Here is a 23,280-nt window from a genome sequence, read left to right as displayed (position 1 = left end):
TGTAGAAATTATACTACAAATCTACCATTTTATTATTAACAGAATACCTTTCATCTGTAAATATTTGCACTTTATCGATAAAATCTTGGATTAATACCACATTAACCAGATTGCAAGGGCCAGGCAAATTACCAGAAAGCCACTAAACAAAACAACATACAATACATTAGGGCTATATGAATTTTCCTCCCGGGCATTATACATTTCATAGGGTATTTGCAATATTCTATCCTCCTCATTTTGTAAAACTTCGCCGGCGGTAGCAGTAAGCTGCTTGAAGGTGATCCTCGCCTGCATATTGATCTTTCTTGAGGAAGTTGTTTGTAAGAGTTTAACGGTTGGAAGATGATGGTCCTGGCGGAAGAGGGTAAGCAACCTTAAACCAAAAATTACAATTGTTTCATTGGTTGATTCCAGTAAATAACCAAAATCCGGCACCTCACTTATATTTGCCTCTTTGATAGATTCCAGAAGGTTTAACTGGATCCAATCGTTTAGTGGTTCTTTATAATCTTCCAGCAGGGATAAACCCTTTAAACCACTAAGATGGATCACCTCTATTAGCGCCACCATTTTAAGGGTGTTATTTTTTGATCTGGTATATTCCAGAATTACAGGAACGGCCTTCTTTATTTCCATTTCACCAAGTTCCTGGATGCCCGCACATTTTAGTTCCCATTTCCTGCTTCTTACTTTGGAATATGAAAGTTGAATAAGCCTGAAATCTTTATAACATTTGCGTAAATTATGGGCAATTTCACCACCATAGAGTCGGTGAAGTTTTATTAGCTCGGTAAGAAATTGATCCTTATACAACTTTCTTTTCCAATTTCTTTTGAACAACGGGTCATCCTTAAAATTATCAAGTCCGGCACCATCAAAAGCTATTGCAAACAGGGTATTATTTATATGAGAGGTATTCTTCTTTCTGTAGATCTCCCTTCTTATTTTTTTTGTTCTGCTGCTTATGGTTAAGAAGACAAACAGCACAATTGAAAACATAAAAACCAACGTACAGGAAATTAAAAAAATCTCTATACTTCCTAACTCTAATATATAATTCCAAAGTTGCTTCATTACAGGAACCTTAAAATTGTTATTAATTGACTGTTAAACCTGTTGCGGTACATTGATGGAAAATACTCCTCATATTCATACATAAAGACAGGCTGTACTAATATGTTCTTTGTAAGCCTGAAACGATATTGTAGTCCCAGCCGCAGGGAGGTAACATCTGTAAAAGCTGTCGAGGTGACAAAGCCAAAGGGAATGGAACCATACTGAAGGTCTATCTGTACAAAATTTTCTTTAATTGGGTTAGTGATCCTTAAGGCGAGGGAGTGAGAGGTGAGCCAGTCGCCTTCTGTTTGAGTAAAATAAGGCTTATAATTTAAACTGAGGTTGTTTTTAGTATTGTAAGTGAGCCCTGCATTTAATAAGACCACATCGGTTTCTTCAAAAGCAAGGTATTTACTGCCAATGGAAATTTCGAAATGTTTATTTAAGGAGTGGAAGTATTCTATTCCTCCCCTGAATTTCGGAAAAAGGGGAGTATTTAGCGCGGCACCTGCATTAAGATATAAGTAACTGTTCTTACCGGTTTTGGGATATGCATCTACTTCAAAAAGACTACCCTGTTTTTCAAAAAGATCAGCATAGTTGAAACGTGCAAGTACCGGAACCTTTCCCAGATCCCTTTTATATTCCAGGTACGCCAAATGCCAGGGTTTAAAACCGGGATCACTAAATGAGGTGTTTAAGTAAGAAAGCGCTATATGCTCTGTTCTTTGCTGAAAAATTTGAGTTTTTAATGCCCGGGCTTCCTTGTTGTCCGGCTCCATCCGAAGTACTTCTTGCAGGGTATCTTCTGCCTCGTCGTTGCGGTTTAATGCTGCCAACGCCCTGGCTTTCTGAATTTGGTAATAAGAGTTTTTATATTTTAATTGTGCCAGATTGGAATACTTAATAACTTCCTCATAATTCCCAGCCCATAATTGGGTATTCACCATCACATGCAAGGCCTCTTCAGGTGGATCCACACTGTCTATAAGTGGTTTTAGGATAGTAATGGCTGCGGGATAATCCTTGTTCCAGCCATAAACCCGGGCCAGGTATATGCTGTAATCAGTATTTTGGGGCAGGGAATCTCTTAGTATTTCAAGGACCTTTATAGATTGGGCATAGTCTCCTGCAACCGCAAATTCTCTGGCCCTGGCAAAAGTTATTTCTGCAGGCTTTATTTGTGCTGTAGAGGAAAATATGGTACCCACCAGGAGGCACACCCAAAGGAATATTTTCATTTCCTTAAGATATGGGGACCAATCGCTGGATCCTGGTATTAAGTACAGATGGGCTAAAAGGTTTTGAAATAAATTCGCTTGCACCCATGGCAAAAGCATCCAGTTCGGTTTGCTCTATCCCCGATGCCGTAAGTACAATTACGGGTGTCTCAAGGCCCAGATCATTACGGATGATATGTATCAATTCCATACCGCCAATTTTAGGCATGTTGAGATCTGTAATGATCAAATCAAACACATCTGTTTTTAAAAAACGCAGAGCTGCTTCTCCGTCTTTTGCATGCAGGATCTCGTAATTTTTGGCTTTTAGAAAGTAGGTCAATGATTGCGTGGTTAGCGCATCATCCTCGGCTAGTAAGATTTTCATGACGTAGGGGTCTTTAGTTAAAATTTTCAACCTAAGGTTAAAACTTTCCCCTACAATGTACAAATTCAGAAGTATACATCACAAAAAAATATTGAATCCCATCAAAAAAACTTCTTATTTGTGAAAGAAATTAAGGACCACAAGCGATTCCGGAGCAGCTACTTGTTCCTCCGTCCCCACCATAACAGAAATCCGCTTACAGGTAATCCGGCTACAAAAAGACTGCCCAAAAATCCAATGATCTTTCCCGCCAAGCCAAAATACTGGCCGGTGTGCAGGCCATAGCTCATCTCCTGTAATTTCATCCCGTTGCTTTTATCTTCATAATAATGCTCCCGGAGAAGTTCACCTGTTATGGGATGAAAATAAAAGTTAGACTGGTGGTCAAATTCAAGCGCATGGGGATAGGCTCCGGTGACAATAGGAGCATCGGGACCCTGGTGCCAGACAAAATACATTCCGCTTGCGGGCATTAATTGAAAGGTTTGTGCCATTGCCATATCTACCGGTTGATGCATAAACTCTCCCGCAACTCCGGTTATTTGCAGCTGTATCTCATCCTCCGGATATTCTTTTCCAAGATTCCCAATTTCATAAAAAGACTCGTTCATCCATTCGTAAGAAAAACTAAGCCCGGTAAGTGCAAGAAACAGGGCAAGGAATGAGACATAAAAGCCGGTAGTCCTGTGCCAGTCATAATTTACCCTGCGCCACCTGGCCTTCCATTTTATTTTGAGATTTTCTTTAAAGCTTTTCTTTTTCCTTGGCCACCACAGCACAATGCCTGTAATAAGCATCAGGATAAAAATGAGGGTAGAAGCCCCAACCACCTGTTTTCCTATAGCTTCGGGCAGAAGTAAGTGCATATGCAGGTCCTCAATAATGAGAAAGAAATCCTTTTCAAGATCCTGAATATGAGTAAGTGTTGCGGTATAAGGATTAAAATAAATATGATGTGGCCTGTCTTCAATTACTGCAAATACATGGGCAGGCCGTTCCCTGTTCTGGTACACTACCATGCCTGCTTCAGCCCCCGGAAACAAATTTGTTACTTTATCCTGTAATACAGAGGGGGCTACAAATGCCTCTTCCTGTGGGGTAATTTTCCGCCAGTCGAGGGTGAGGTCCTGTATCTCATTGTGGAATACAAAAATACACCCGGTTACCGCAACAATAAAAACTATAATGCCGGTAAGAAGTCCAAGCCAGAGGTGCAACAGGCCGGCCCATTTCTTCCAAATATTATGTTTTTTCTTTTTGGGCATATTATAAAAAAAGCCGCCTGAAAAGTTTTTTTTCAGACGGCAAATTTAGGATTTATTTCAAATTAAAAATTGTAGGTGAAACTGGCTGCAAAATTCCGAGGCATTTGAGGATTAATGGTAGACCAGCCATTAAAGTATTCTTCATTGGTAAGGTTATTTAATTTTAGAATAACAGAGAATTTCTCAACGTTATAAAATGCCGAAGCATTTAGCACCGTATAGGAAGGAAGGGTAAAGACTCCTCCAACGGCACGGTTAAATATCATATTTTCACCTGCATAATTCCCGCCAAACCCAAGGCCAAATCCTTCATAGGTTCCGGTTGGTATCCTGTAACTAGCCCATAGGTTGGCCTGGTCTTCCGGCCCTGCAGATTCCGGACGTCTTCCCAAAAAGTCGGTTTGATCTGATACTGTAAGTTTACTGTCGTTATGGCTGTACCCTGCTATTATATTTAATCCTGCAAAAGGTGTTGCAGTCACACTGGCTTCATAACCGCGGCTGTAGCGTTCTCCATCCTGAACGTAGAAAAAAGGCCGCCCTGTTTCCTCCATCACAATATTGGAAACCTGAATATCATAATAACTTATAGTAGCAGAAACCTTATTTTTTACCAAATTAAGTTTGGTTCCCGCCTCAAATTGACTGGCTCTTTCAGGATCAAAAATAACAGTAGTGGTAACACCCTGTGCAGGATCCCCCTGCTGTTGTGGGGCCACATTGCTAAATCCGTCCATATAATTGGCAAAAAGGGATACCCTTTCCAATATGGGCTGATAAACAATCCCGAATTTAGGAGAAAGTGCCGTTTGGCTATTCCTGTCACTCTCAAAACGGTCTACCCTCAAACTCGCCATTGCTGAAAGATTAGGGGTGAAATTAAGTACATTGGAAACATACGCACTATAGATATCTTCGCGGGTAGTATTGTTATTTAAAGGACGCCCGGCAAGCAAATTATCTGTAGCGGCGGCAGAAAGCCTTCCATTGTCGTTATTTCTAATATATGCTGAAGGATCAAAGATGCCGTAAACGCTTTCGTTCACATTTTGCAATGAAGCATTTCCAATATAAACATTTCCGTTTGCAACATAGCCGGAGCTGTTGTCTATAACCTGCCTGTTAAAGTAATCAAGGCCTACTACCATACGGTTTCTAAGACCTGCGATGTTGAAATCTCCTAAGAAATTCTGCTGAATATCTGAGGTAAGCGTTGTTGAATTCTGGTTGTTCATATACCTGGTAAAAACAAGCCCTTCATCAAGATTAGTTAGGCTTCCTTCAATTTCATCCCTACCCTGGTAAAAACGGGTGGTCTCGTATAAATATGAATAATGGCCTATAGATTTGGAAGATCCCCTTGAGAAAACGGTTTGTGAGGTCCAGCCTGTGGAAAGTTTATAATTCATCTGGCCCTGCAGGCTGTAATTGGGGTTTTCAAGAGTAAGGTCATTGCTGGTATAGCTACGGTTGGTATCATAACCTAACTCCTCTATATTGGTTGCTCGTAAAGGTGCACCACGGTCTACAAAAAGCATGGTAGGATTAGTGGTTTCTCCTTTAAAAATTTCAGTATTGATAAGGAAGGACAGCCTGTCATTCACCTTATAGCTCAAAGAGGGTGCTATAAAGAAGGATTCCCGGAAACCAAGATCCTGAAAACTGTTTTGTTTATGATATGCCGTATTAACCCTTAAGGCTACTTTGCCGGTTTCATCAAGAGGGGTGTTAACATCGGCAGTGATGCGGTTTAATCCAAAGGAACCTATGGTATAGGCTATATTTCCGCCGAAATAATCATAGGGCTTTTTGGTTACAATATTTATAAGGCCTCCATAAGATATAAGGCTGCTACCATATAACGTTCCCGATGGTCCTTTTACTACTTCAATCCTTTCCAGGTTAGCAGGATCGGGACTTCCGTTCGTGAGTCCGGGTAAGCCATTCATAAGAGTCGGTTGAACCGGAAAACCACGCAGGGAAAAGTATCCGGCCCCGTCATTTCCCCTTCCTGTAGATTCCCATAATTTTGATATTCCCGGGGAGTTCTTTAAGGCATCATCGAAGTTGGTTATAACCTGTTCCTGAAGAAGTTCTGCGGTAATATTGTTATAAACCTGTGGGTTCTCAATATCTTTTAATGGCAGTTTGGCCACATGATCACTTTTACCTCTGGTAAACTCATTAATATTACCATTGGCCCTCACAACAACTTCCTCCAGGTCCTGGTCATTGTTATTCAGAACGATTGCCGATAGGGTAGTAGTTTGTCCTGCTTGTACAGAAACTGCAAGATCTTTGGTTTGGTAACCTACAAAGGAAATTCTTAGGGTATAATTTCCTGCCGGTACATTGCTAAGGATAAATTCTCCATTAGACTTTGATTCTGTTCCCAGGATAGTACCCGGTATTTCAATATTCGCATCTACTACGGGCTGGCCGTTCTTATTGATAAGGTTTCCCTGGATGCTTCCGGTAGACTGGCTAAAGCTGAGTTGAAATATCAAAAGCAGGAGGGGTAACAGAAAATATTTCTGGTTCATTTTAAAAGTGTGTTTATTTAGACTTATTTTAAATAGAGGCGCAAATGTATGAACCCATTTGAATAAAAAAAACATTATTTATAATTATTATAAATAAAATTTAGTGCGGAATGGCTGATTGCAAGAAGATCAGGAAGTTATATTTAAAAAAAAATTTTTAAATAATTGTTCCAATTTTATATAGATGGGAATTTTAATCTACAGGGACCGCTACCCGTTTTTTTCGGGTAGGTTTTAATTGCACGGGTTTCTTTTTGTAGGTACGCCCGTACCACAGTAAAAATCCTGTAACCGGAAGGCTTGCGCAAATAAGGCTGGCAAAGAATGCCAATACCTTACCCGGGAGGCCCCCTATAGCGCCTACATGAATATCATAATTCATTCTCATCACCTTTTCTGGAAAACCGGTTTCAGCGTACACTCCGTAAATGGTTGGCGAGGTTATTTCTTCCAGGGTATTTTGATCGTAAAAGCGATAGTCGGCATTATAATAGATCCCTTCCTCATACCCAATTTCCACATAAATTGCTTCTTCTTCAGTCGCGGGATAATGGAATTCAAGGTCAACTGCTTGTGGATATTCAGATCGAAGCTTGTTAAACAGGAGATCCATCCCGTTACCATTAAGCGCTATTTGATTTGTGGTGGCATTATTCTCTGGTACCCGCCATAAGGTTTCTTTTTGGCCCCCCAGGCTGTAATAGGTTCCTGCCTTGAAACTTTCAAAAGCCATTACAAGGCCGGTAAAAACAATAATCACAGCAATAAAACTTATATAAAAACCTATGACAGAGTGAAGGTCATAATTCTTTCGTTTCCACTTTGTAGTTTCTTTCCAGTCCAGGGTGTAGCGTTGCCTACGGTTTTTCCGGTTTTTGGGCCACCAGAGAACTATCCCGGTTAGTAGCATAACCGCAAAGATCACCGTACTCCATTGCACCAGTTGCTCGCCAATAGGTTTGGGAAGCCATAAATACCGGTGTCCTTCCAGAACAAAGGGAAAGAATCCCGTGAGGTTATTATCTATATGTAATACCTTTCCTGTATAAGGGTGTAAATAAACAGTGTGATAAAATTCCGGTTCCAATTCATAGAAGATAACTTTTACCGGGTCATTGGCAGCCCCATACAATGTACCATGTACCATTCTTCCGGGGAAAACTTCGTGAGCGAGCCTTCTGGCTTCTACCGGAGGAATTACTGCTGCATTCTGCATCTGGATTTCCGGGAGGGGCGAGGTAAAAGCTTCAATTTCTTCCTGGAAGGCCCAAAGGCACCCGGTGACAGCCATTATAAATATAATTAACCCGCTTCCCAGTCCCAGGACAAGGTGTGTGTTTCTAATGATCTTCCGGAAAGTGGTATTCGCTTTATTCCTTTTCTTGCCCATGGTGGTCTGTCAAAATCTTTAGAATGATTCTAAATAAAGCGCTAAATTAAAACGCAGTATTCACCTGGGCAACACTTTTTTAATATTTTTTAAAATTTCAATTTTATTAAAATCTGTAAGCGATGCGGTTTATTAGTATAAACGGGAAAAAAAGAGATTAGAATTTACCAGTATAGAGTCTGATTCAGTTTTTATATTCATTCTTTAGCCCGTTCTTTTAAATAATCATAATCTGTAAGGTCCAGGATCATTGGGGTGATGCTGGTTTTACCGTGTTTTACCGCCCAACGGTCAGATCCTTCATCTTCAGGTTCAATAGGGAACACTGTAAACCAGTAATGTTGCCTTCCCATAGGGTCCTTGTTTGCTATTACCTTACCATCATAATGCCTTACAGACTGGGTGGTCCAAACCACTTCACCCTTTGGATACCTGGGGAAATTAATATTAAGTAATTTCCGGTCGTCCTCATACACTACCTCTTTCAACGCCTCCATTACATAAGGTTCCAGGGCATCAAAATCTGTTTCCTCCTCTCCCACAGAAACGCTAAGGGCAATACCCCGCACCTCAAAAAGTACTGCCTGTCTTGCGGCCGAGAGGGTCCCGGAATGCCAGGCAGAATTTCCTAAATTGGAACCTATGTTGATACCAGATAAAACAAGGTCTATATCTTCATAAAGATGTGTTCCCAGCGCGACACAGTCGGCCGGGGTACCATTCACCCTGTAGGCCTTTATATTTTCAAAATGAATAGGGGATTTCTTATAAGTTATAGGTTTTCCCGAAGTTATGGCCTGCCCCATGGAAGATTGTTCAACATCTGGCGCCATTACAATCACTTCTCCAAATGCCGAAGCCACACGGGCAAGACAGGAAAGTCCCGGACTATATATTCCGTCATCATTGGTTACAAGTATTTTCATCTTTCAATATTTAGGTTCAACAATTTGATTATAACAATGAATTTAATGAAATCCCGGCGTTTAAATTTTCATTCGTTTTTAAATTGTCCATATTTTATACATACTTTAATATAAAGACCCCTATTCTTTGCATAAATCATAACATATAGTTAATCCAAATCTTTGCGTCCCCTGCTATGGTTATATTTGAATTAAAGCAACCAAAGGGCATGAAGAATATATTGATATTACACAATCCTACGGCCGGCGACGCCGAACATTCCAAAAAACACCTTATAGCACTTTTTAAAGGAACTGACATGACCCCCAAATATGTTTCTACAGATGAGGAGGGCTGGGAGAAAAGTCTTGAGGAATTACCCGATGCTATATATCTCGCGGGAGGGGATGGGACGGTACATTCTGTGGGTGTAGAACTCCTTAAACAGGCAAAACCAGAAAACCGGCCACCCATACACCTGTTGCCGCTGGGAACGGCAAACAATATTGCAACCACACTTTCAATCAATGAAAAGGATGCCTTTAAAGCAATTGACCCTAAATCATCAAAAAGAAAATTTGACTGCGGAAGGCAAAAAGGAATAGCGGGGGATGAGATCTTTCTGGAAGGCGTAGGGATGGGAATTTTTCCTGAATTGATGGCGAAAATGAAGGAAAAGGAGGAAGTTCCCGGGGAAACACCCGAAGAAAAACTAGAGCGTACGCTAAAGGTGCTGCTAAAAACAGTGAAAAAATATAAGGCCCAAACCGCGAAGATCGAGTTGAATGGGTTTACCATTAAAGGTTCCTTTCTTATGGTAGAGGTAATGAACACCCGCTATATTGGCCCAAATCTCCAGGTGGCCCCCAAAGCAGCTATAGGAGACGGGTATCTGGACCTGGTATTAATCCCTGAAAATAAAAGAGAGGAATTGGAAGCCTATGTTCAAACTCTAAAGGAAGAGGCAACTGCTTTTGACCTTAGAAAACTTGCCTACACGCTTAGGGTGAAAAAAGTAAAGATCAAATGGAAAGGCTCCAGGGTTCACGTAGATGATGTGCTGGATGACGAATATGCAGGGGATAAAATTAAAATAAAGGTCCTTCCTGCGGCACTCACTTTTTTAAAATAAACTTTTGGAAATATGATACAAGTCATATGAAGGAAATGGGGCAGTTTGTTGCTTTACATAAGTTTACAAACACTCCCTTATTTTTTTCAAATGAAAAATTCCCTCATAGGATTTCTTTTTTTCTTCCTTTTTTCATCCCTCTTACACAGCCAGGAATTTGAAGCCACCCTGCAACTACGGCCAAGGCTGGAATACCGAAACGGATTTAAAACCTTGCTTGACAGCGAACAGGAAGCAATTACCTTTATCTCGCAACGCTCCAGGGTGCAGCTGGATTTTAATAATGAAGCTTTAAGCCTTCGGTTTTCCCTGCAAAATGTAAGGACCTGGGGAGATGTAAGCCCGGTTACAACATTTGATAAGAATGGGGTCGCTGTTTTTGAGGCCTACGCCCAATATCTTGTGAATGACAAGGTATTTTTGAGATTCGGGCGGCAGATCCTTTCCTATGACAACCAGCGGATCCTGGGTGCGCTGGATTGGGCGCAGCAAGGCCAAAGCCATGATGCGATGCTCATTAACATAGATCCCGCTGTGAATCACAAATTACAGTTAGTAGGGGCGTTGAATGAAGATGGCGAAGACCTTTTTCGTAATCCATATCTTGTAAATACCTATAAAAACCTTCAGCTTGCACATTACAATATTAAAATGGGAGCTTCCGCAGTGAGTTTTTTGTTCCTAAATACGGGATATGAATTTGACCTTGATGCAGCCACGAGGAAAACCCAATATATTCAAACGTTTGGCAGTTACTATTCCTTTAATTCCGGCAGCTGGTTTGGAGATCTTGCCGGGTATGGGCAAACGGGGGAACGTACCGGGAAGGCCGTGAAAGCTTATTATACGGGAGGGAACTTGAATTACCGGTTAAATGGCACCTGGGCAATAGGCGCGGGGGCCGAATATTTCACCGGCACCAAAATTTCTGAAGGCGAAGGTAGCCATCGTTCTTTTAGCCCGTTGTTTGGGACAAACCATGGTTTTAACGGGCAAATGGATTATTTTTATGTGGGGAACCATTTCAATTCCGTTGGACTAAAAGATCTCTACGGAAAATTGTCCTTCCGCATCAAGGTAGCTGAAATACACTTAATGCCCCATGTTTTTTATTCCGCAGTTCCTATCCCAGATCCAGAAGGAAACGGGAATTCCTATCTGGGCACCGAAATAGACATTTTTGGATCGCATAAAATAAGGAAGGATCTCACCGCTTCCCTGGGATATTCGCAAATGTTTGGCAGCAATACACTGGAACTGTTAAAAGGCGGGGATGCATCCCGTATACAAAACTGGGCCTGGGTAATGATATCCTTTCACCCGCAGGTATTTTCAATAAGTAAATAAATGGTCTAAAAATGAATATAATTTTCAGGCGAGGAAGTGATATGAATGAAGATATGTGGGGATAGTAGCTGTAAAGTTTGTTAAAAACACAGGTTTATTTTTAATTGCGGTTTTGCGCTAAATAATCCCGCATTCGCTTTGATTATTGTAATTAAGCTGTTTAATTTGCAATTCCAAAATCGGGATGTGGTGCAGTCCGGTAGCATGCACGGCTGGGGGCCGTGTGGTCGCAGGTTCAAATCCTGTCATCCCGACAAGCACAAAAAGTGGCACGAAAGTGCCACTTTTCTTGTTTTTACCCACCGCGCAAAGGCACTTTGCAAGCGGGGGAAAAAAACAAGAAAAGCTGCAGGCGCTAGCCGGCAGCACTTTTTGTATTTCCAGCAATGGATGAAAAAGGATTCTCAAAATCCCTTCGCGCGCAAAGGCACTTTGCAAGCGGGGGAAAAAAACAAGAAAAGCTGCAGGCGGTTTTAAAGTTATAGGTTATGAGTTATGAGTTAAGAGTTATGAGTTAAGAGTTTTAAGATTCAGGACGTCTAATTTAGATTGAGTTATTTTCTCTTTTACTTTTTCCTTTTAACTTCCTTTTATTTTCCTCTTTCACTTTTTGCCTCTTTTTTTTAAACTCACTTTTTGTATTTCCAGCAATGGATGAAAAAGGATTCTCTAAATCCCTTTTTTAGTTAAGAGTTAAGAGTTAAGAGTTATCGGTTGTGTTTTAAGCGTTATGAGTTGTAAGTTTGAAGATGCCTAATTTAGATTTCCTTTTTTACTCTATTTCTTTTTTCCTTATTTCAAAAACCTTGAAAAACTTTCCCGCAGACCGCGCAGATCTTTTGCAGATAAACGCAGATTTTAATTTTAGTAGTGAGTAGTGAGTAGGGAATAGGGAGTAGGAGATGCCTATTTAAATTGACCTATTTTCTCTTTAACTTTTTTCCTTTTTAACTTCCTTTTATTTCCAACTTTCACTTTTTACCTCTTTAATTTTTTTCCATATAGTGTTGCCAGGTGATAAGGATATACTTTTTCTTTCCGTTTGCCATCCTGCTTAGAAATCCGAACTCATACACAAAAAGATAAACGCTCCCCTCGTTATTTTTCCAATAATGGGTAAAGAATTTCGGATTAAATCCTTCCTCTATTAAAACAGCAGCTCTTACCGTAGATTTGCCGGCTTTGTTATATTTTTTAAGGAGTTGCCGGTTTTTCTTGAGATGCCGGTCTACCCGGGCATAAAAACTTTGGCCCTGCTCCAGCATTGCATTGTAATGAAAAGCGCTTTTGCAGGAAGGGTTGCAAAATTTCTTATCTGTTCTGCCTCTCAATTCATTCTCACATACCGGGCATTTTCTTACTTCCATTTTTGTTGCTAGAAACCTATTTACCAGTTTAATATACGATTATTCTACGGCTACGGTATGTTCAAAGTTTAATTTTAATCAAAATTTTATTTTTAGCATGGACCGAAAATACATCACACTTAAAAATTTGTTGATAGAGGGGAAAAAATGCATTGGCCTTAAATTTTTTCAGGATAAGGTGCTGCAAGCCCTGGTGAATGAATTGCCCAATGTGGAATGGAGCGAAGAGTTCAATATGCATTATGTTCCCAATTCTTCAGCGGCCATGGACGAGATCTTCGAACAATTTCGCGGGGTTGCCTGGGTGAATTGCAATCATTTTTTCACCAATAGTGGTTTCAGCAGAAATAACGAGGCAATAGATGTAAACTGGTTCAGGAACCGGAAGCAATCTGAAGATTACAGGCGCTGCCCGGAGAGTTACCTTTTAAAACTTGAATTAAAGCGCTATGCCAACAACACTGTGAAAACCTACGTTTCCTGTTTTGAAGCTTTTATAAACCATTACAGGCATATAGAACCAGAGCATATCAATGAAAATGATATAAGGGCCTATTTACAGAAACTTATACAGGAAGGCAGTTCCAACTCCTATATCAATCAGGCAATTAATGCCATAAAATTCTATTATGAGGTGGTTATGGAGATGCCCAACCGTTTCTACGGAATGGAGCGGCCCCGGGTAGAGGAAAAGTTGCCCCAGGTACTGGCGAAAGAGGAAGTAATGGCCATTATTGAAAATACCAATAATATCAAACATCGCTGTGTTGTAAGCCTTTTGTATTCGGCAGGTTTAAGAAGGGGGGAAGTCCTTAATTTAAAACCGGGAGATATTGACGGAAAGCGAATGCTCATAAGGGTAGAGTCCGGCAAAGGGAACAAAGACCGATATACCTTACTATCTGAAACCTTGCTGAAGCAATTAAGGGAATATTATATCCAATGGAAGCCGCGGGAATATTTGTTTGAAGGCCCAAGGGGGCAGAGGTATTCGGCCGAAAGTGTGGTGAGGATAGTTAAAGGTGCATCGCGCAAAGCAGGCATACAAAAAAGGGTAACCCCCCACATGTTGCGGCACTCTTTTGCCACGCATTTACTGGAAAGTGGAACCGATTTACGATACATCCAGGTGCTTTTAGGCCATAAAAGCAGCAAAACCACTGAAATTTATACTCATGTGGCAACAAATATTTTTTTTAAAATAAAAAATCCCCTAGATTCGTAAAGGTTTCCCTACAACCCGCCCTTATTACATATTGAGACAAGGGTGATATAAAGGTAATGCTCCGCTTTACCAGAATATAATGTAATACACAATTCCGAAAATAATAATGTCTAAATGCATAAATGCATTTAGGAGTACGTTAGCAAACATTCTGTAATTACGGAATGAGATAAATGAAAAATTTTATGAGAAAATCAATATTGACAGGAGATAGGTTATAAACCAATAAATTGGTATTAGAATTAGAATGAAACAGGCACATATAATTTTTTTGATAACTTTTTTTATACTGGGTTCTTGTAAAAATAATGAATCAAGTAAACTTGAATTAGAAGAAAATTTTCCAGAATTGGATACCACAAAACTTTATCAAATAATCACCATTAATTATAGAAAAAATAATATTTTGGAAGAGTATGAAGTTTATTTAACCAAAAAGAAAGATTCCATTTGGAATCAATGGAAAATTTATAAAAATGGAGTTATAGATAGTTCCAAAAGTAAATTCTACACCCTAAAAATTGAAGGAAAAAAAAGTGATTCTGTATTAAAGGGAACTATAAGTTTCCATTCCCCATTTGATAGTATTCCTGCTTCCAAAATTAAATCAAGGACCGTGACATTTGCTTATCTACAAAAAATAAATGATTCTTTAATATTTAAAAAAATTTATACAGATAAAAATGTAATCCATTTTGATTATTATGACTTTGAAAATATGAGCTTTATAGGATATATTTCTGATTTACGTTTTATTGAAATAGATTCAGTTCCAGGAAGTTTGCTTTTGGATAGAAACTCTTTTGCCGTTGATAGTGAACCTTCAACTAACAATACATATGTAGAATTATTAAAATAGAACATTTGCTAACAACATATAAAAACAATGCTTAATTTATTCTTAAATCAAAACTCTGTGATCACTTGCTTAGCTGCTAGTCCTGCGGACAATCACGCACGCCAGCTCGCACAGTTTCTATACGAGACGTTATGCCAAATTAAAAATAAGAACTCAAGGATGTAAAAATATTTCGGACCTATGATTAAAACAGTTTTATGCTTTCTTCTCTTAATTATGCTGACCTTGAGTTGCAGTCAAAATATTAATGTAAGTGAAAATTTAGAAGGAGACTGGAATGTATTTTATGTTATCCACGATGATGTAAATCATCTCCAAAATTACAATAACCGGAGTTTAATGACGGGGTGGTTGAAAATAGGAAAAAAAGGTTTGTTTATTATTGATAATTTGGAAGGTGTGAGATTTGAGGGAGAAATTACTCAGAGTTCAAAGGATTCTCTAACAATCAAGAATGCCAATAAAGATTTTCTAAATGGAAAATATTTAATTCAATTGGATCATAAAAACAAAGAAAAGGCTATCCTAAATCTCAATTCCAAAAATGTAGAAATTTATGCGGAGAAAAGCACTACTGATTTTTCCAAATTTCAGTGATTAAAAATGGCAAAGAAATAATTGGCATAACAAGATATAAAAACAAAGAACTGAGTTAAAAAACAAGTTCTTTAAGCTAATTTCGAGACAAAATTTTCCTGGTAAGGCAATCCCGATTTTGCAATTGCAAATGCCTGTTTTAATAGTTTATTGCACACCGCGATAAGAGCCAGTTTTTTACTTTTTCCTTTTGCTATTATTCTCTCATAAATTTCCCTGCACGCCTTGTTATATTTCCTTGCTGAGAAGCTGCACATAAACAGTAGGTTTCTAAGCTTTGCATTCCCCATTTTCGTTATCCGGCTGCGGCCTCTCACACTAGTTCCAGACTGACGTAGTTTAGGAGTGATTCCGGTGTAACTGCAGAGTTGGCTGGCATTTTCAAAGTTTGAAAATCCATCAGTCAAAACGATAATCATAATGGCAGTTTTGTTGCCTAAGCCGGGAATGCTTTTTATAAGGGTTAGTTGTTTTTGTTGCTCTTCTTTGACTATCTCCATTAGGCGATCCTCCATTATCTTAATTTCCTTCTGTACAGCTTTTAAAGACCTGTTTAATGAATGATATACTGTTTTAGAAGGTGTTCCTAGGGTTTTTTCTCCATGTAGCTTATTCTTTAAGGCAGTGCTTTGTTTTAAATAAATATCGATGAGGCGTAGGAGCTGTAAACATTCTGCCTGGTTCTTGTCTTTGGCAGTATATAATGGAACTTCATTTATCGTGGCATACTCACAGATAGCTTTAGCATCAGATTTATCTGTTTTCACCCTGGAAAGTTTCATTTGAATGAATCTCTTTACCGAAAGAGGATTAACTACAGACACATGTATTCCCTGTTCATAAAGGAACTGTGCAAGCCTGTAATGATAGTATCCGGTAGCTTCCATGACGACCAGAGATTCTGATGAAAGTGTTTTTAAAAATGATTTAAATCCTTTTACATCGTTTTTAAATTGAGAATGGTTCCCCTGGGAGTCAGCTACATCAAATACATTCTTGCTAATGTCTACTCCATAAATTTGTTTACTTTTATTCATAGGTAAATGATTAGGAAAGGACACCTACTTTGCTTTCACCATCTTGAAAACGAGATCAAAAGTCTCATAGAACTGAACGAAATTGAAGTAGAAAAGAGAGGGGGTTTTCAATGTTTACGGAATTATTATTCCTATGCTTAAAATAACCTTACTCCTCTCTTTTGTTCTTTCTGATTAATATGTAAAAATTAAGAAAATCAAACTTAAGATGCTTAATTTATAAAATCATGGAAGGAGAAGCTCAGGATAATTTATGGCCACTTCCAAAGTTTTACTTCTCCGTAAAATTCTGTTTAACTGACAGTACAGCGTTATTTCAGGAAATTTCCGGTTTAGAAACAGGACCTCAAGTAATGGAATATAGACACGGTGATAGCAATCAATTTTCTACTATCAACAAGTCAGGAAAAGTTACTCTTAAAAAAGGCATTTTTGGTAATGATGATAAATTCTTAAAATGGTACGATGCCATTAAAATGAATACAATTCATAGAGAAACGGTAACCATTCAATTATTAGATGAGAATGGTAATGCTTCAATGACCTGGACACTACTGAATGCCTGGCTCACGAAAATTTCAAGTCCTGATATGAAATCAAATGCAAATGAAGTTGTAATTGAGACATTAGAGTTGGCGCATGAAGGATTAACTATTGGAAATGTGTGAAAGGTTTTTTTGTTTTTTTAAAGATTGTAGCCCGCTTCAGCTTTTCGAGTATTTTGAGAGGGAGAGCCTTCAGTGCACAACATATTTATTACTCAGCGTGGAGTGTAATTTAATAAAACTGTAATCTATTGAAAGGAACAGCCTATTTAGTTCAAAGCGCACTGGTCTCACTTTGGTGGCTGGGATTGGTAATTAGCAAAGATTTTTACCAGGCCTTTCAGTTTCCTGGAATATCGGGAGTGGCATTCAATTCTTTTTTTGCCCCGGATCTTTTCGTTATAACTTTTTTATCTATTATAAGAGCTTATAAACCCAGTAGAGACCTGGAATTGATTATTCTGGGAGGTTTCGCTTATGGTAGTTTATATTGTGTAAACGCTTCACTTTTTACCTCGGGGGGATACTTGCCGACAATCATTATGCTCCTGGGTCTTTTTTACAATCTATTTCTTGTATATCAATCTAACCTATTCAGAGAATCCAAATCTGGGAATGTATGGTCTAATGGATTTCAAACTGTTATTCAAATTCTTAGTATTTGGTCAATTACCTTGATTTTGTTTCCATGGATAATAATCGATTCCTTTGAGATTCAAATGCCCTCTTCCCAGTTGATAAAAGTAATAGCTTATGTGATTATTATTCTCTCCAGTTTATTTGGATTGTCCAGTGCTTATTTCCTCGTATTGTATGGGAATGGTACTCCTTTACCTGCTTATCAAACAAATAAACTAGTGGTAAGAGGTCCTTACAAATATGTGCGAAATCCAATGGCTATAGCTGGAATAGGTCAGGGACTTGCCATATCAATATATTTTAGTTCTATTCATCTTCTCATATATACAATATTAGGAGGTTTACTTTGGCACATTGTAGTTAGGCCGATAGAAGAAAAAAATATGTTTAAACGATTCGGAAAGGACTATCAGTTATATCGCGATAATGTAAAACTCTGGCTTCCAAAAATTAGATAAACGCCTTACAACAACGGCAATAGTTCATTGTTGTAAAGTTTTTCGTCTAAAATTACTATCTTGTATGGAAGGCGAGGCTATCCCCAAAAAGCCCTGGATGGAAGATTCCGCAACGAATATTATTACCCAACAGTTGTGTGCAATTTGAACAAAAATGAACAATCATATTTGAAAATTTAAAGCAATACAAACTAATCAAAACCAAATATTATGAAACTTAAAAAAACCAACTACGGGAATTGGGGAATAATTTTACTGGTACTTTTGACACTTGCCTGTAAAAATGATAAAAAACAAGAGGAGCAAACAGAGTCAAACCAAAAAGAAGATCACTTGATTGAAGTGGTTACCAGAAGCATGGATTTCCAGACAGTAGACACCGTAAGATCCGGATGGAATACTTTTTCTTATAAAAATCTTTCTGGTGAGGTACACTTTTTCATATTGGATAAATTGCCATCTGATACTATCACTGACGCCGACATCACAAATCATTTGATGCCTGTATTTGATGATGGTATGAAGTATTTGATAGAAGGGAAAGCAGACAGCGCTATGACCGCATTTGGTAAAATACCTGCCTGGTTTAACGATGTTAAAAGATTTGGTGGTACAGGACTAATTTCACCGGGTGAAACAGCAATCTCAAGTGTTAACCTGACCCCCGGTAAATATTTGATGGAGTGTTACGTTAAAGGAACAAACGGTGAATTTCATTCTTCTCATGGTATGTGGAAGTTTATTACCGTTATTGATGAACCTACAAATTTTTCCCCTGTAGAAGCAGATCATACAATAAGTATTTCCAGTACAGATGGATATGTATTTGATGCACAACCTAAACCAGGAAAAAATAGATTTAAAGTAAATTTTATTGATCAGGTTCCTTATGAGCATTTTTCAGGTCATGATGTGAATTTAATTAAATACGACTCTACAGCAAACATTGATTCTTTAGTCCATTGGATGAATTGGATGAATCCCACCGGATTAATGACACCGTCTCCTTCAGGCTTTACTTTTTTAGGTGGAATGAACAATTGTGAAGCAGGCGAAACAGGGTATTTTGAAGTAGATTTAGAGTCTGGAAATTATCTCTTAATCTCTGAAACGCCTAAAGCCGATGAAAAGGGGATGGTAAAAACTTTTGTTGTAAATGATAATTAAACAAATTGCACAACAAAGGATTTTTTATAAAAACACAGAACTGAGTAAAAAAACAAAGCTCCAACTTGTCTCAAGTCGACGCTACTTGCTATAACGTAGAGCGTATCCAAAAATATGACCTGAATGAACAATAATATAACTTACACAAAACCTGTATCCACATTTAAAATAATTTTTGGAGCCATAGTAATTCTTTTTGCTTTTTACATTATTCTCTACGAAAGTATGTTATTTGGGTTTTTTATGGTTGGGTTTGCTGTTTATTTAGCCTCCACTACCGGATCTCAATATAATATGGATAACAACTCAGTTCGAAACATTTGGTCAATTTTTGGGGTTCATTTTGGGAAATGGAAAGTGAGTCCGGAATTCGAATATATTTCAGTCTTTAAAGGAAAACAAAAACAAAGAGTAAATTCTCTGGGTGCATCAACAACCTTTTCAGAGGAAATATTCATTATTAATCTATTCTATGAAAGAAATAAACATTTAACTTTTTATCGGACATTTGAAAAAGAAGATGCTTTTAAAAAAGCAAAACATTTTCATCTAATCTTCAATATTGATATTCTTGATTCAACAGAGAGAGAGCAAAAATGGATGTCTTATTAAATAATCGTGGATATAACAATTAGAGAAAAATAGGGCAGAAGTGCTTAACTTAATATTTACAGCCCTCCTTATTTTTTTATGACAGGTTCAAAAACATAAATGAAAAGACTCATATTTTTAATTTTTCTGGTATCAACATTTCGTTGTCACAGTCAACTTACTCAGGCAAAACTAATTTCAGAAACTCTGGATCAGCTGCACATTCCAGAATCAAAGGTTTTTACCCAGCAACCTATTGTACAAAATTTTGATTCAGAATCTTTGATTGTCATTCCGGTGATTTCTAAGGAGGAAGAGGGAATACTTATTTTTGATGCTCACCTGGTGCTCGTTCATAATGCAACGGGTCAAATAATCTCAAAATATTTAGGGAATAGTGACTGGTTTAGTGATGCCCTGGTTTTAAAAAATATAAAAATTGATTCTACCCGCTATAGGCTCAACGAATCTGAATTAGGATATGCAATCAAAATCGAATATGCCAATGGGAGTAGACCAGCTCCCTATTATTCAACTGAACTTTCTTTATTTGTTAGGGAAGGTGAACAGTTAAAACCTGTATTAAAAGATTATCGGATTTCTTATCTAAATGGAGAAACTGACACCCGTTGTAATGGAGATTTTGAAACACATTCAAAATCTCTGGAAATTACAGACATTAAAAATAACGGATTTTATAATTTAAAATTTACAGATTCAATACAAAAAAGTGTGTCGACTGACCAGCATTGTGAACCTACCGTAGTGGAAAATTCACAAGCAGTAGAAATCCTACAGTTCGACGATGGAACCTATAAAAACACTTTGTAACAACATTTGAAAACAAGGCTTATACCTGTCTTGAATTGAACCCGGATAGCTGGCAACCCGATAAATTCATTGAGGGAAACTGGTAGTTAATTAATGAAAAATCCTGATGAGCTTTTTCCATAACCATCAATGAATCAAAAAACATCCTGATTGTTGTGAATAATACAGGTTATGAGAATGCATTTCATTTAGATAGTAGAACATACATATAAAGAAGATCCAATTCTATATGTCAAACCCTCGTTTCCCACTACACAATCCTCATGGCCAAAGTATTTTAAATGGTGAGAAAAAAGATTAATCTGGTAAGACATGGGAAAATAACAATAATTCTACGCAACCAATTATAGATTCTTAGGTCATTATATAAAGGCGCATTATGAAAACCAAAATTTATTTTATTGTATTAATACTGTCCTCTATCCTTACATATTCCTGCTCGACGGAAGCTGAGATAGATCACCGGGACGAACTGGAAATCAGCAAAACGCATTGGAAAAGTTTCAAGCAAACAAATAATAATTCATATAAATATATTGTAAGAGCAGAAAGTTGGACAGGTACGGCCTGGGTAACAACCATTACGGTAAAAGACGGGGAAATAAGTAATAGGCATTTTAAATATGTTTCTTCTGAAGAAACCATCGGTTATGTTCCTGAAGAAGACCGCGAGTGGACCGAGTCCTATAATGAAATCAATACTCACGCTACTTCTCCTACAGCAGATGCCATTACCCTGGATGAAGTTTATCTGAATGCTGAAAACGACTGGCTTATAAACAGAAGGAATACAACCACCTATTTTAAAGCAGAAAATAATGGCCTGATCTCATTGTGTGGTTACGTGGAGGATAACTGCATGGACGATTGTTTTATAGGTATTAAAATTCAAAATATAAGCCCAATATAAATTTGGCCTTTTAAATTTTACAAGGGAAAAGGCGTGCTAATAGGTAATATTAATCTCTTAACTCCAATGTGCGTACTTAAAAGTTAAGTGCTAACTTACGCAACAATTCATAGCCGGGACGTTGCACAACAGCTGAAAAACTATAGAGAAACCATCACAAAATAAAAATGGAGGACAGAAACACAAATTACATAGACGGCTTTGTTTTTCCGGTTCCACGAATCCATCTGAACGAATACAGGAACGTGGCGGAAAAGGTAGCTGAAATTTGGAAAGAATATGGTGCCCTTGCTTATTTTGAGTATGTAGGCGAGGACTTGACGTTGGAAGGAACGCGTTCTTTCATTAAAACCCTGGATGCAAAAGATGATGAAGCCATTGTATTTGGGTGGGTTATTTTTCCTTCCAAGGAAATTCGTGACTCGGCCAATAAGCAGGTTCCTAAAGATCCAAGAATGACAGAATTAGTTACCCCGTTGACCAACCCCGAAAGATTGATTTTTGATGCAGGTAGGATGGTTTATGGAGGATTCCAACCGCTTGTTCAATCAAAAAGTAGTGAAGCCCCGTCACATTGATTTTAATTGGAGAGGGTGCAGTCATATTTTTATGCGGAATATTAAAAAACCATAACTGAGATGGCAAATTTAAACCACAGTATTATAATTAATTCCAAACCGGAAAAGGTTTTTAAAGCAATCACAACCGAACAAGGGCTTAAAAGTTGGTGGACCCACGATGTAAAGGTTGACGAGGTCGAAAAAAAATACACTTTTGGTTTTAACAATCATAGGATTCTTTTCAACATGATTAGCCTGAAAGAAATTCAAAATGAATATGTGGAATGGAGATGTACAGGTGAAATTGAGGAATGGAAAAATACACGCCTTATTTTTGAAATTTCTAAAATCGACCCCAATTCAACTTTACTTAGATTTACACATGCAGATTGGACTAAAATCGATGACCTTTTCTCCAAATGTAATACTGACTGGGGCCATCTAATGTATTTCTTAAAAGAATTTGCAGAGGGAAAAAATGAAAGGCCCTTTATGAGTTAATAATGTCAAAGAAGGATAGACCCATTTAAACAAAGCATGGTAACTACAATTTTAAGATTATGGTAAATGTTTTTACCGAAATTATAATCAACAAACCCATTGAGATCGTTGCAGATTATGCGACCAACCCGGACAATGCACCTGAATGGTATGTGAATATTAATTCGGCACAATGGAAAACCCCAAAACCCTTGACAATAGGTTCCCGGGTGGCCTTCGTGGCGCATTTCCTGGGCAGAAAACTGGAATATACTTACGGGATTATAGAATTTATTCCGCGGCACAAATTGGTTATGAAAACAGTTGACGGTCCATTTCCCATGGAAACAACGTATACCTGGACTGCGATAGATGAAAAATCAACAAAAATAACGTTACGCAACAAAGGAATCCCGACAGGCTTTTCAAAATTTTTTGCGCCTCTTATGGCTACAATGATGCGAAAAGCTAATAAAAAGGACTTGCTAAACCTTAAAAAAATACTGGAAGAAAAAGGATAGTAGCCAACCATTCAAAATTGAAATGGGGAGAAATACCAAAAGAAGTGGTCTCAATTAAAAACTGCACCTATAAATATCTCCATATGTTTCTTTTTTCGCTTATTTCCTGGACCCCTTTCATAGAAGAAGCCTTGTTAGAATTTTAGGGATATTTTGTTACGCAGGCAAACACTCCTATCTTAATTTCCAATAACTAAACTTACTCTTTCGCATTTTTAATTTTCACAATGAGGAGATTGAAAA

Annotated in this window: 23 protein-coding genes and 1 tRNA gene; 15 read left to right on the top strand and 9 right to left on the bottom strand. The window is 38.0% G+C overall.

Annotated features, from left to right (window positions below):
- Positions 1-90: 90 nt before the first annotated feature.
- The 7 genes from FK178_RS06440 to surE form a co-directional block, all read right to left on the bottom strand.
- Complete coding sequence (locus tag FK178_RS06440; RefSeq protein WP_146832389.1) at positions 91-1,077, bottom strand: hypothetical protein; 987 nt, start codon at positions 1,075-1,077, stop codon at positions 91-93.
- On the bottom strand, positions 1,077-2,300 hold the full coding sequence (locus FK178_RS06435) for a YaiO family outer membrane beta-barrel protein (RefSeq protein ID WP_168194568.1): 1,224 nt from the start codon (positions 2,298-2,300) through the stop codon (positions 1,077-1,079). Before FK178_RS06435 ends, FK178_RS06440 begins: the two co-directional genes overlap by 1 nt.
- Before the next feature lie 4 nt (positions 2,301-2,304).
- Entirely contained in the window at positions 2,305-2,667 is a 363-nt protein-coding gene (locus FK178_RS06430; RefSeq protein ID WP_146832383.1) for a response regulator transcription factor, read from the bottom strand.
- A 158-nt stretch (positions 2,668-2,825) separates the two neighbouring features.
- Positions 2,826-3,932, bottom strand: coding sequence for a PepSY-associated TM helix domain-containing protein (locus tag FK178_RS06425; RefSeq protein ID WP_146832380.1), 1,107 nt, complete (start codon positions 3,930-3,932; stop codon positions 2,826-2,828).
- A 62-nt stretch (positions 3,933-3,994) separates the two neighbouring features.
- Complete coding sequence (locus FK178_RS06420) at positions 3,995-6,475, bottom strand: TonB-dependent receptor (protein WP_146832377.1); 2,481 nt, start codon at positions 6,473-6,475, stop codon at positions 3,995-3,997.
- A 193-nt stretch (positions 6,476-6,668) separates the two neighbouring features.
- Entirely contained in the window at positions 6,669-7,865 is a 1,197-nt protein-coding gene (locus FK178_RS06415; RefSeq protein ID WP_146832374.1) for a PepSY-associated TM helix domain-containing protein, read from the bottom strand.
- 197 nt (positions 7,866-8,062) lie between these two features.
- Positions 8,063-8,791, bottom strand: coding sequence for a 5'/3'-nucleotidase SurE (gene surE, locus FK178_RS06410; RefSeq protein WP_146832372.1), 729 nt, complete (start codon positions 8,789-8,791; stop codon positions 8,063-8,065).
- A 209-nt stretch (positions 8,792-9,000) separates the two neighbouring features.
- On the opposite strand from surE, the gene FK178_RS06405 reads away from it, so the two are divergent.
- The 3 genes from FK178_RS06405 (at position 9,001) to FK178_RS06395 (ending at position 11,504) form a co-directional block, all read left to right on the top strand.
- Positions 9,001-9,903, top strand: a complete 903-nt coding sequence (locus FK178_RS06405; RefSeq protein WP_168194567.1) for a diacylglycerol/lipid kinase family protein — start codon at positions 9,001-9,003, stop codon at positions 9,901-9,903.
- Between the two features lie 90 nt (positions 9,904-9,993).
- Positions 9,994-11,250 (top strand): alginate export family protein, encoded by a 1,257-nt coding sequence (locus tag FK178_RS06400; protein WP_146832366.1) that lies wholly within the window; start codon positions 9,994-9,996, stop codon positions 11,248-11,250.
- A gap of 180 nt (positions 11,251-11,430) precedes the next feature.
- Positions 11,431-11,504, top strand: a tRNA-Pro gene (locus FK178_RS06395).
- A gap of 732 nt (positions 11,505-12,236) precedes the next feature.
- On the opposite strand, the gene FK178_RS06390 is transcribed toward FK178_RS06395, so the two are convergent.
- Positions 12,237-12,617 carry a hypothetical protein gene (locus tag FK178_RS06390; RefSeq protein WP_146832363.1) on the bottom strand — a complete coding sequence of 127 codons (381 nt, stop codon included), beginning with the start codon at positions 12,615-12,617 and terminating at the stop codon, positions 12,237-12,239.
- Between the two features lie 97 nt (positions 12,618-12,714).
- Here FK178_RS06390 and xerA point away from each other — a divergent pair, with 97 nt between their 5' ends.
- The 3 genes from xerA to FK178_RS06375 all read left to right on the top strand — a co-directional run bounded on the left by xerA (position 12,715) and on the right by FK178_RS06375 (position 15,298).
- On the top strand, positions 12,715-13,842 hold the full coding sequence (gene xerA / locus FK178_RS06385; RefSeq protein ID WP_146832360.1) for a site-specific tyrosine recombinase/integron integrase: 1,128 nt from the start codon (positions 12,715-12,717) through the stop codon (positions 13,840-13,842).
- A 247-nt stretch (positions 13,843-14,089) separates the two neighbouring features.
- A complete protein-coding gene (locus FK178_RS06380) occupies positions 14,090-14,701 on the top strand; it encodes a hypothetical protein (protein ID WP_146832357.1) in 612 nt (203 codons plus the stop codon).
- Positions 14,702-14,917: 216 nt separating this feature from the next.
- Complete coding sequence (locus tag FK178_RS06375) at positions 14,918-15,298, top strand: hypothetical protein (protein ID WP_146832354.1); 381 nt, start codon at positions 14,918-14,920, stop codon at positions 15,296-15,298.
- Positions 15,299-15,369: 71 nt separating this feature from the next.
- Here the strand turns inward: FK178_RS06375 and FK178_RS06370 are convergent, their stop codons facing one another.
- Positions 15,370-16,335, bottom strand: coding sequence for an IS110 family RNA-guided transposase (locus tag FK178_RS06370; RefSeq protein ID WP_146831006.1), 966 nt, complete (start codon positions 16,333-16,335; stop codon positions 15,370-15,372).
- A 227-nt stretch (positions 16,336-16,562) separates the two neighbouring features.
- Between FK178_RS06370 and FK178_RS06365 the strand changes: the two genes are divergently transcribed.
- From FK178_RS06365 to FK178_RS06325, 9 genes are all read left to right on the top strand, one after another.
- On the top strand, positions 16,563-17,003 hold the full coding sequence (locus FK178_RS06365) for a phage tail protein (protein WP_146832351.1): 441 nt from the start codon (positions 16,563-16,565) through the stop codon (positions 17,001-17,003).
- A 128-nt stretch (positions 17,004-17,131) separates the two neighbouring features.
- The gene (locus FK178_RS06360) at positions 17,132-17,977 is read left to right on the top strand and encodes a methyltransferase family protein (RefSeq protein ID WP_146832348.1); all 846 of its coding nucleotides are present in this window, start codon (positions 17,132-17,134) and stop codon (positions 17,975-17,977) included.
- Between the two features lie 210 nt (positions 17,978-18,187).
- Positions 18,188-19,144 (top strand): hypothetical protein, encoded by a 957-nt coding sequence (locus tag FK178_RS06355; protein WP_146832345.1) that lies wholly within the window; start codon positions 18,188-18,190, stop codon positions 19,142-19,144.
- Between the two features lie 123 nt (positions 19,145-19,267).
- Positions 19,268-19,756, top strand: a complete 489-nt coding sequence (locus FK178_RS06350) for a hypothetical protein (RefSeq protein WP_146832342.1) — start codon at positions 19,268-19,270, stop codon at positions 19,754-19,756.
- Positions 19,757-19,855: 99 nt separating this feature from the next.
- Positions 19,856-20,566, top strand: a complete 711-nt coding sequence (locus FK178_RS06345; protein ID WP_146832339.1) for a PA3715 family protein — start codon at positions 19,856-19,858, stop codon at positions 20,564-20,566.
- A 379-nt stretch (positions 20,567-20,945) separates the two neighbouring features.
- The gene (locus tag FK178_RS06340; protein WP_146832336.1) at positions 20,946-21,476 is read left to right on the top strand and encodes a hypothetical protein; all 531 of its coding nucleotides are present in this window, start codon (positions 20,946-20,948) and stop codon (positions 21,474-21,476) included.
- A gap of 167 nt (positions 21,477-21,643) precedes the next feature.
- A complete protein-coding gene (locus FK178_RS06335) occupies positions 21,644-22,054 on the top strand; it encodes a DUF1428 domain-containing protein (protein ID WP_146832333.1) in 411 nt (136 codons plus the stop codon).
- Positions 22,055-22,114: 60 nt separating this feature from the next.
- Positions 22,115-22,537 (top strand): SRPBCC domain-containing protein, encoded by a 423-nt coding sequence (locus tag FK178_RS06330; RefSeq protein ID WP_146832331.1) that lies wholly within the window; start codon positions 22,115-22,117, stop codon positions 22,535-22,537.
- A 59-nt stretch (positions 22,538-22,596) separates the two neighbouring features.
- Positions 22,597-23,037 (top strand): SRPBCC family protein, encoded by a 441-nt coding sequence (locus FK178_RS06325; RefSeq protein WP_146832328.1) that lies wholly within the window; start codon positions 22,597-22,599, stop codon positions 23,035-23,037.
- The last annotated feature ends 243 nt before the right edge of the window (positions 23,038-23,280 follow it).

Origin of the sequence: Antarcticibacterium arcticum (assembly GCF_007993795.1) — a bacterium.
In the GTDB taxonomy this organism is placed as follows: Bacteria; Bacteroidota; Bacteroidia; order Flavobacteriales; family Flavobacteriaceae; genus Gillisia; species Gillisia arctica.
This window is presented reverse-complemented; position numbering and strand designations above follow the sequence as displayed.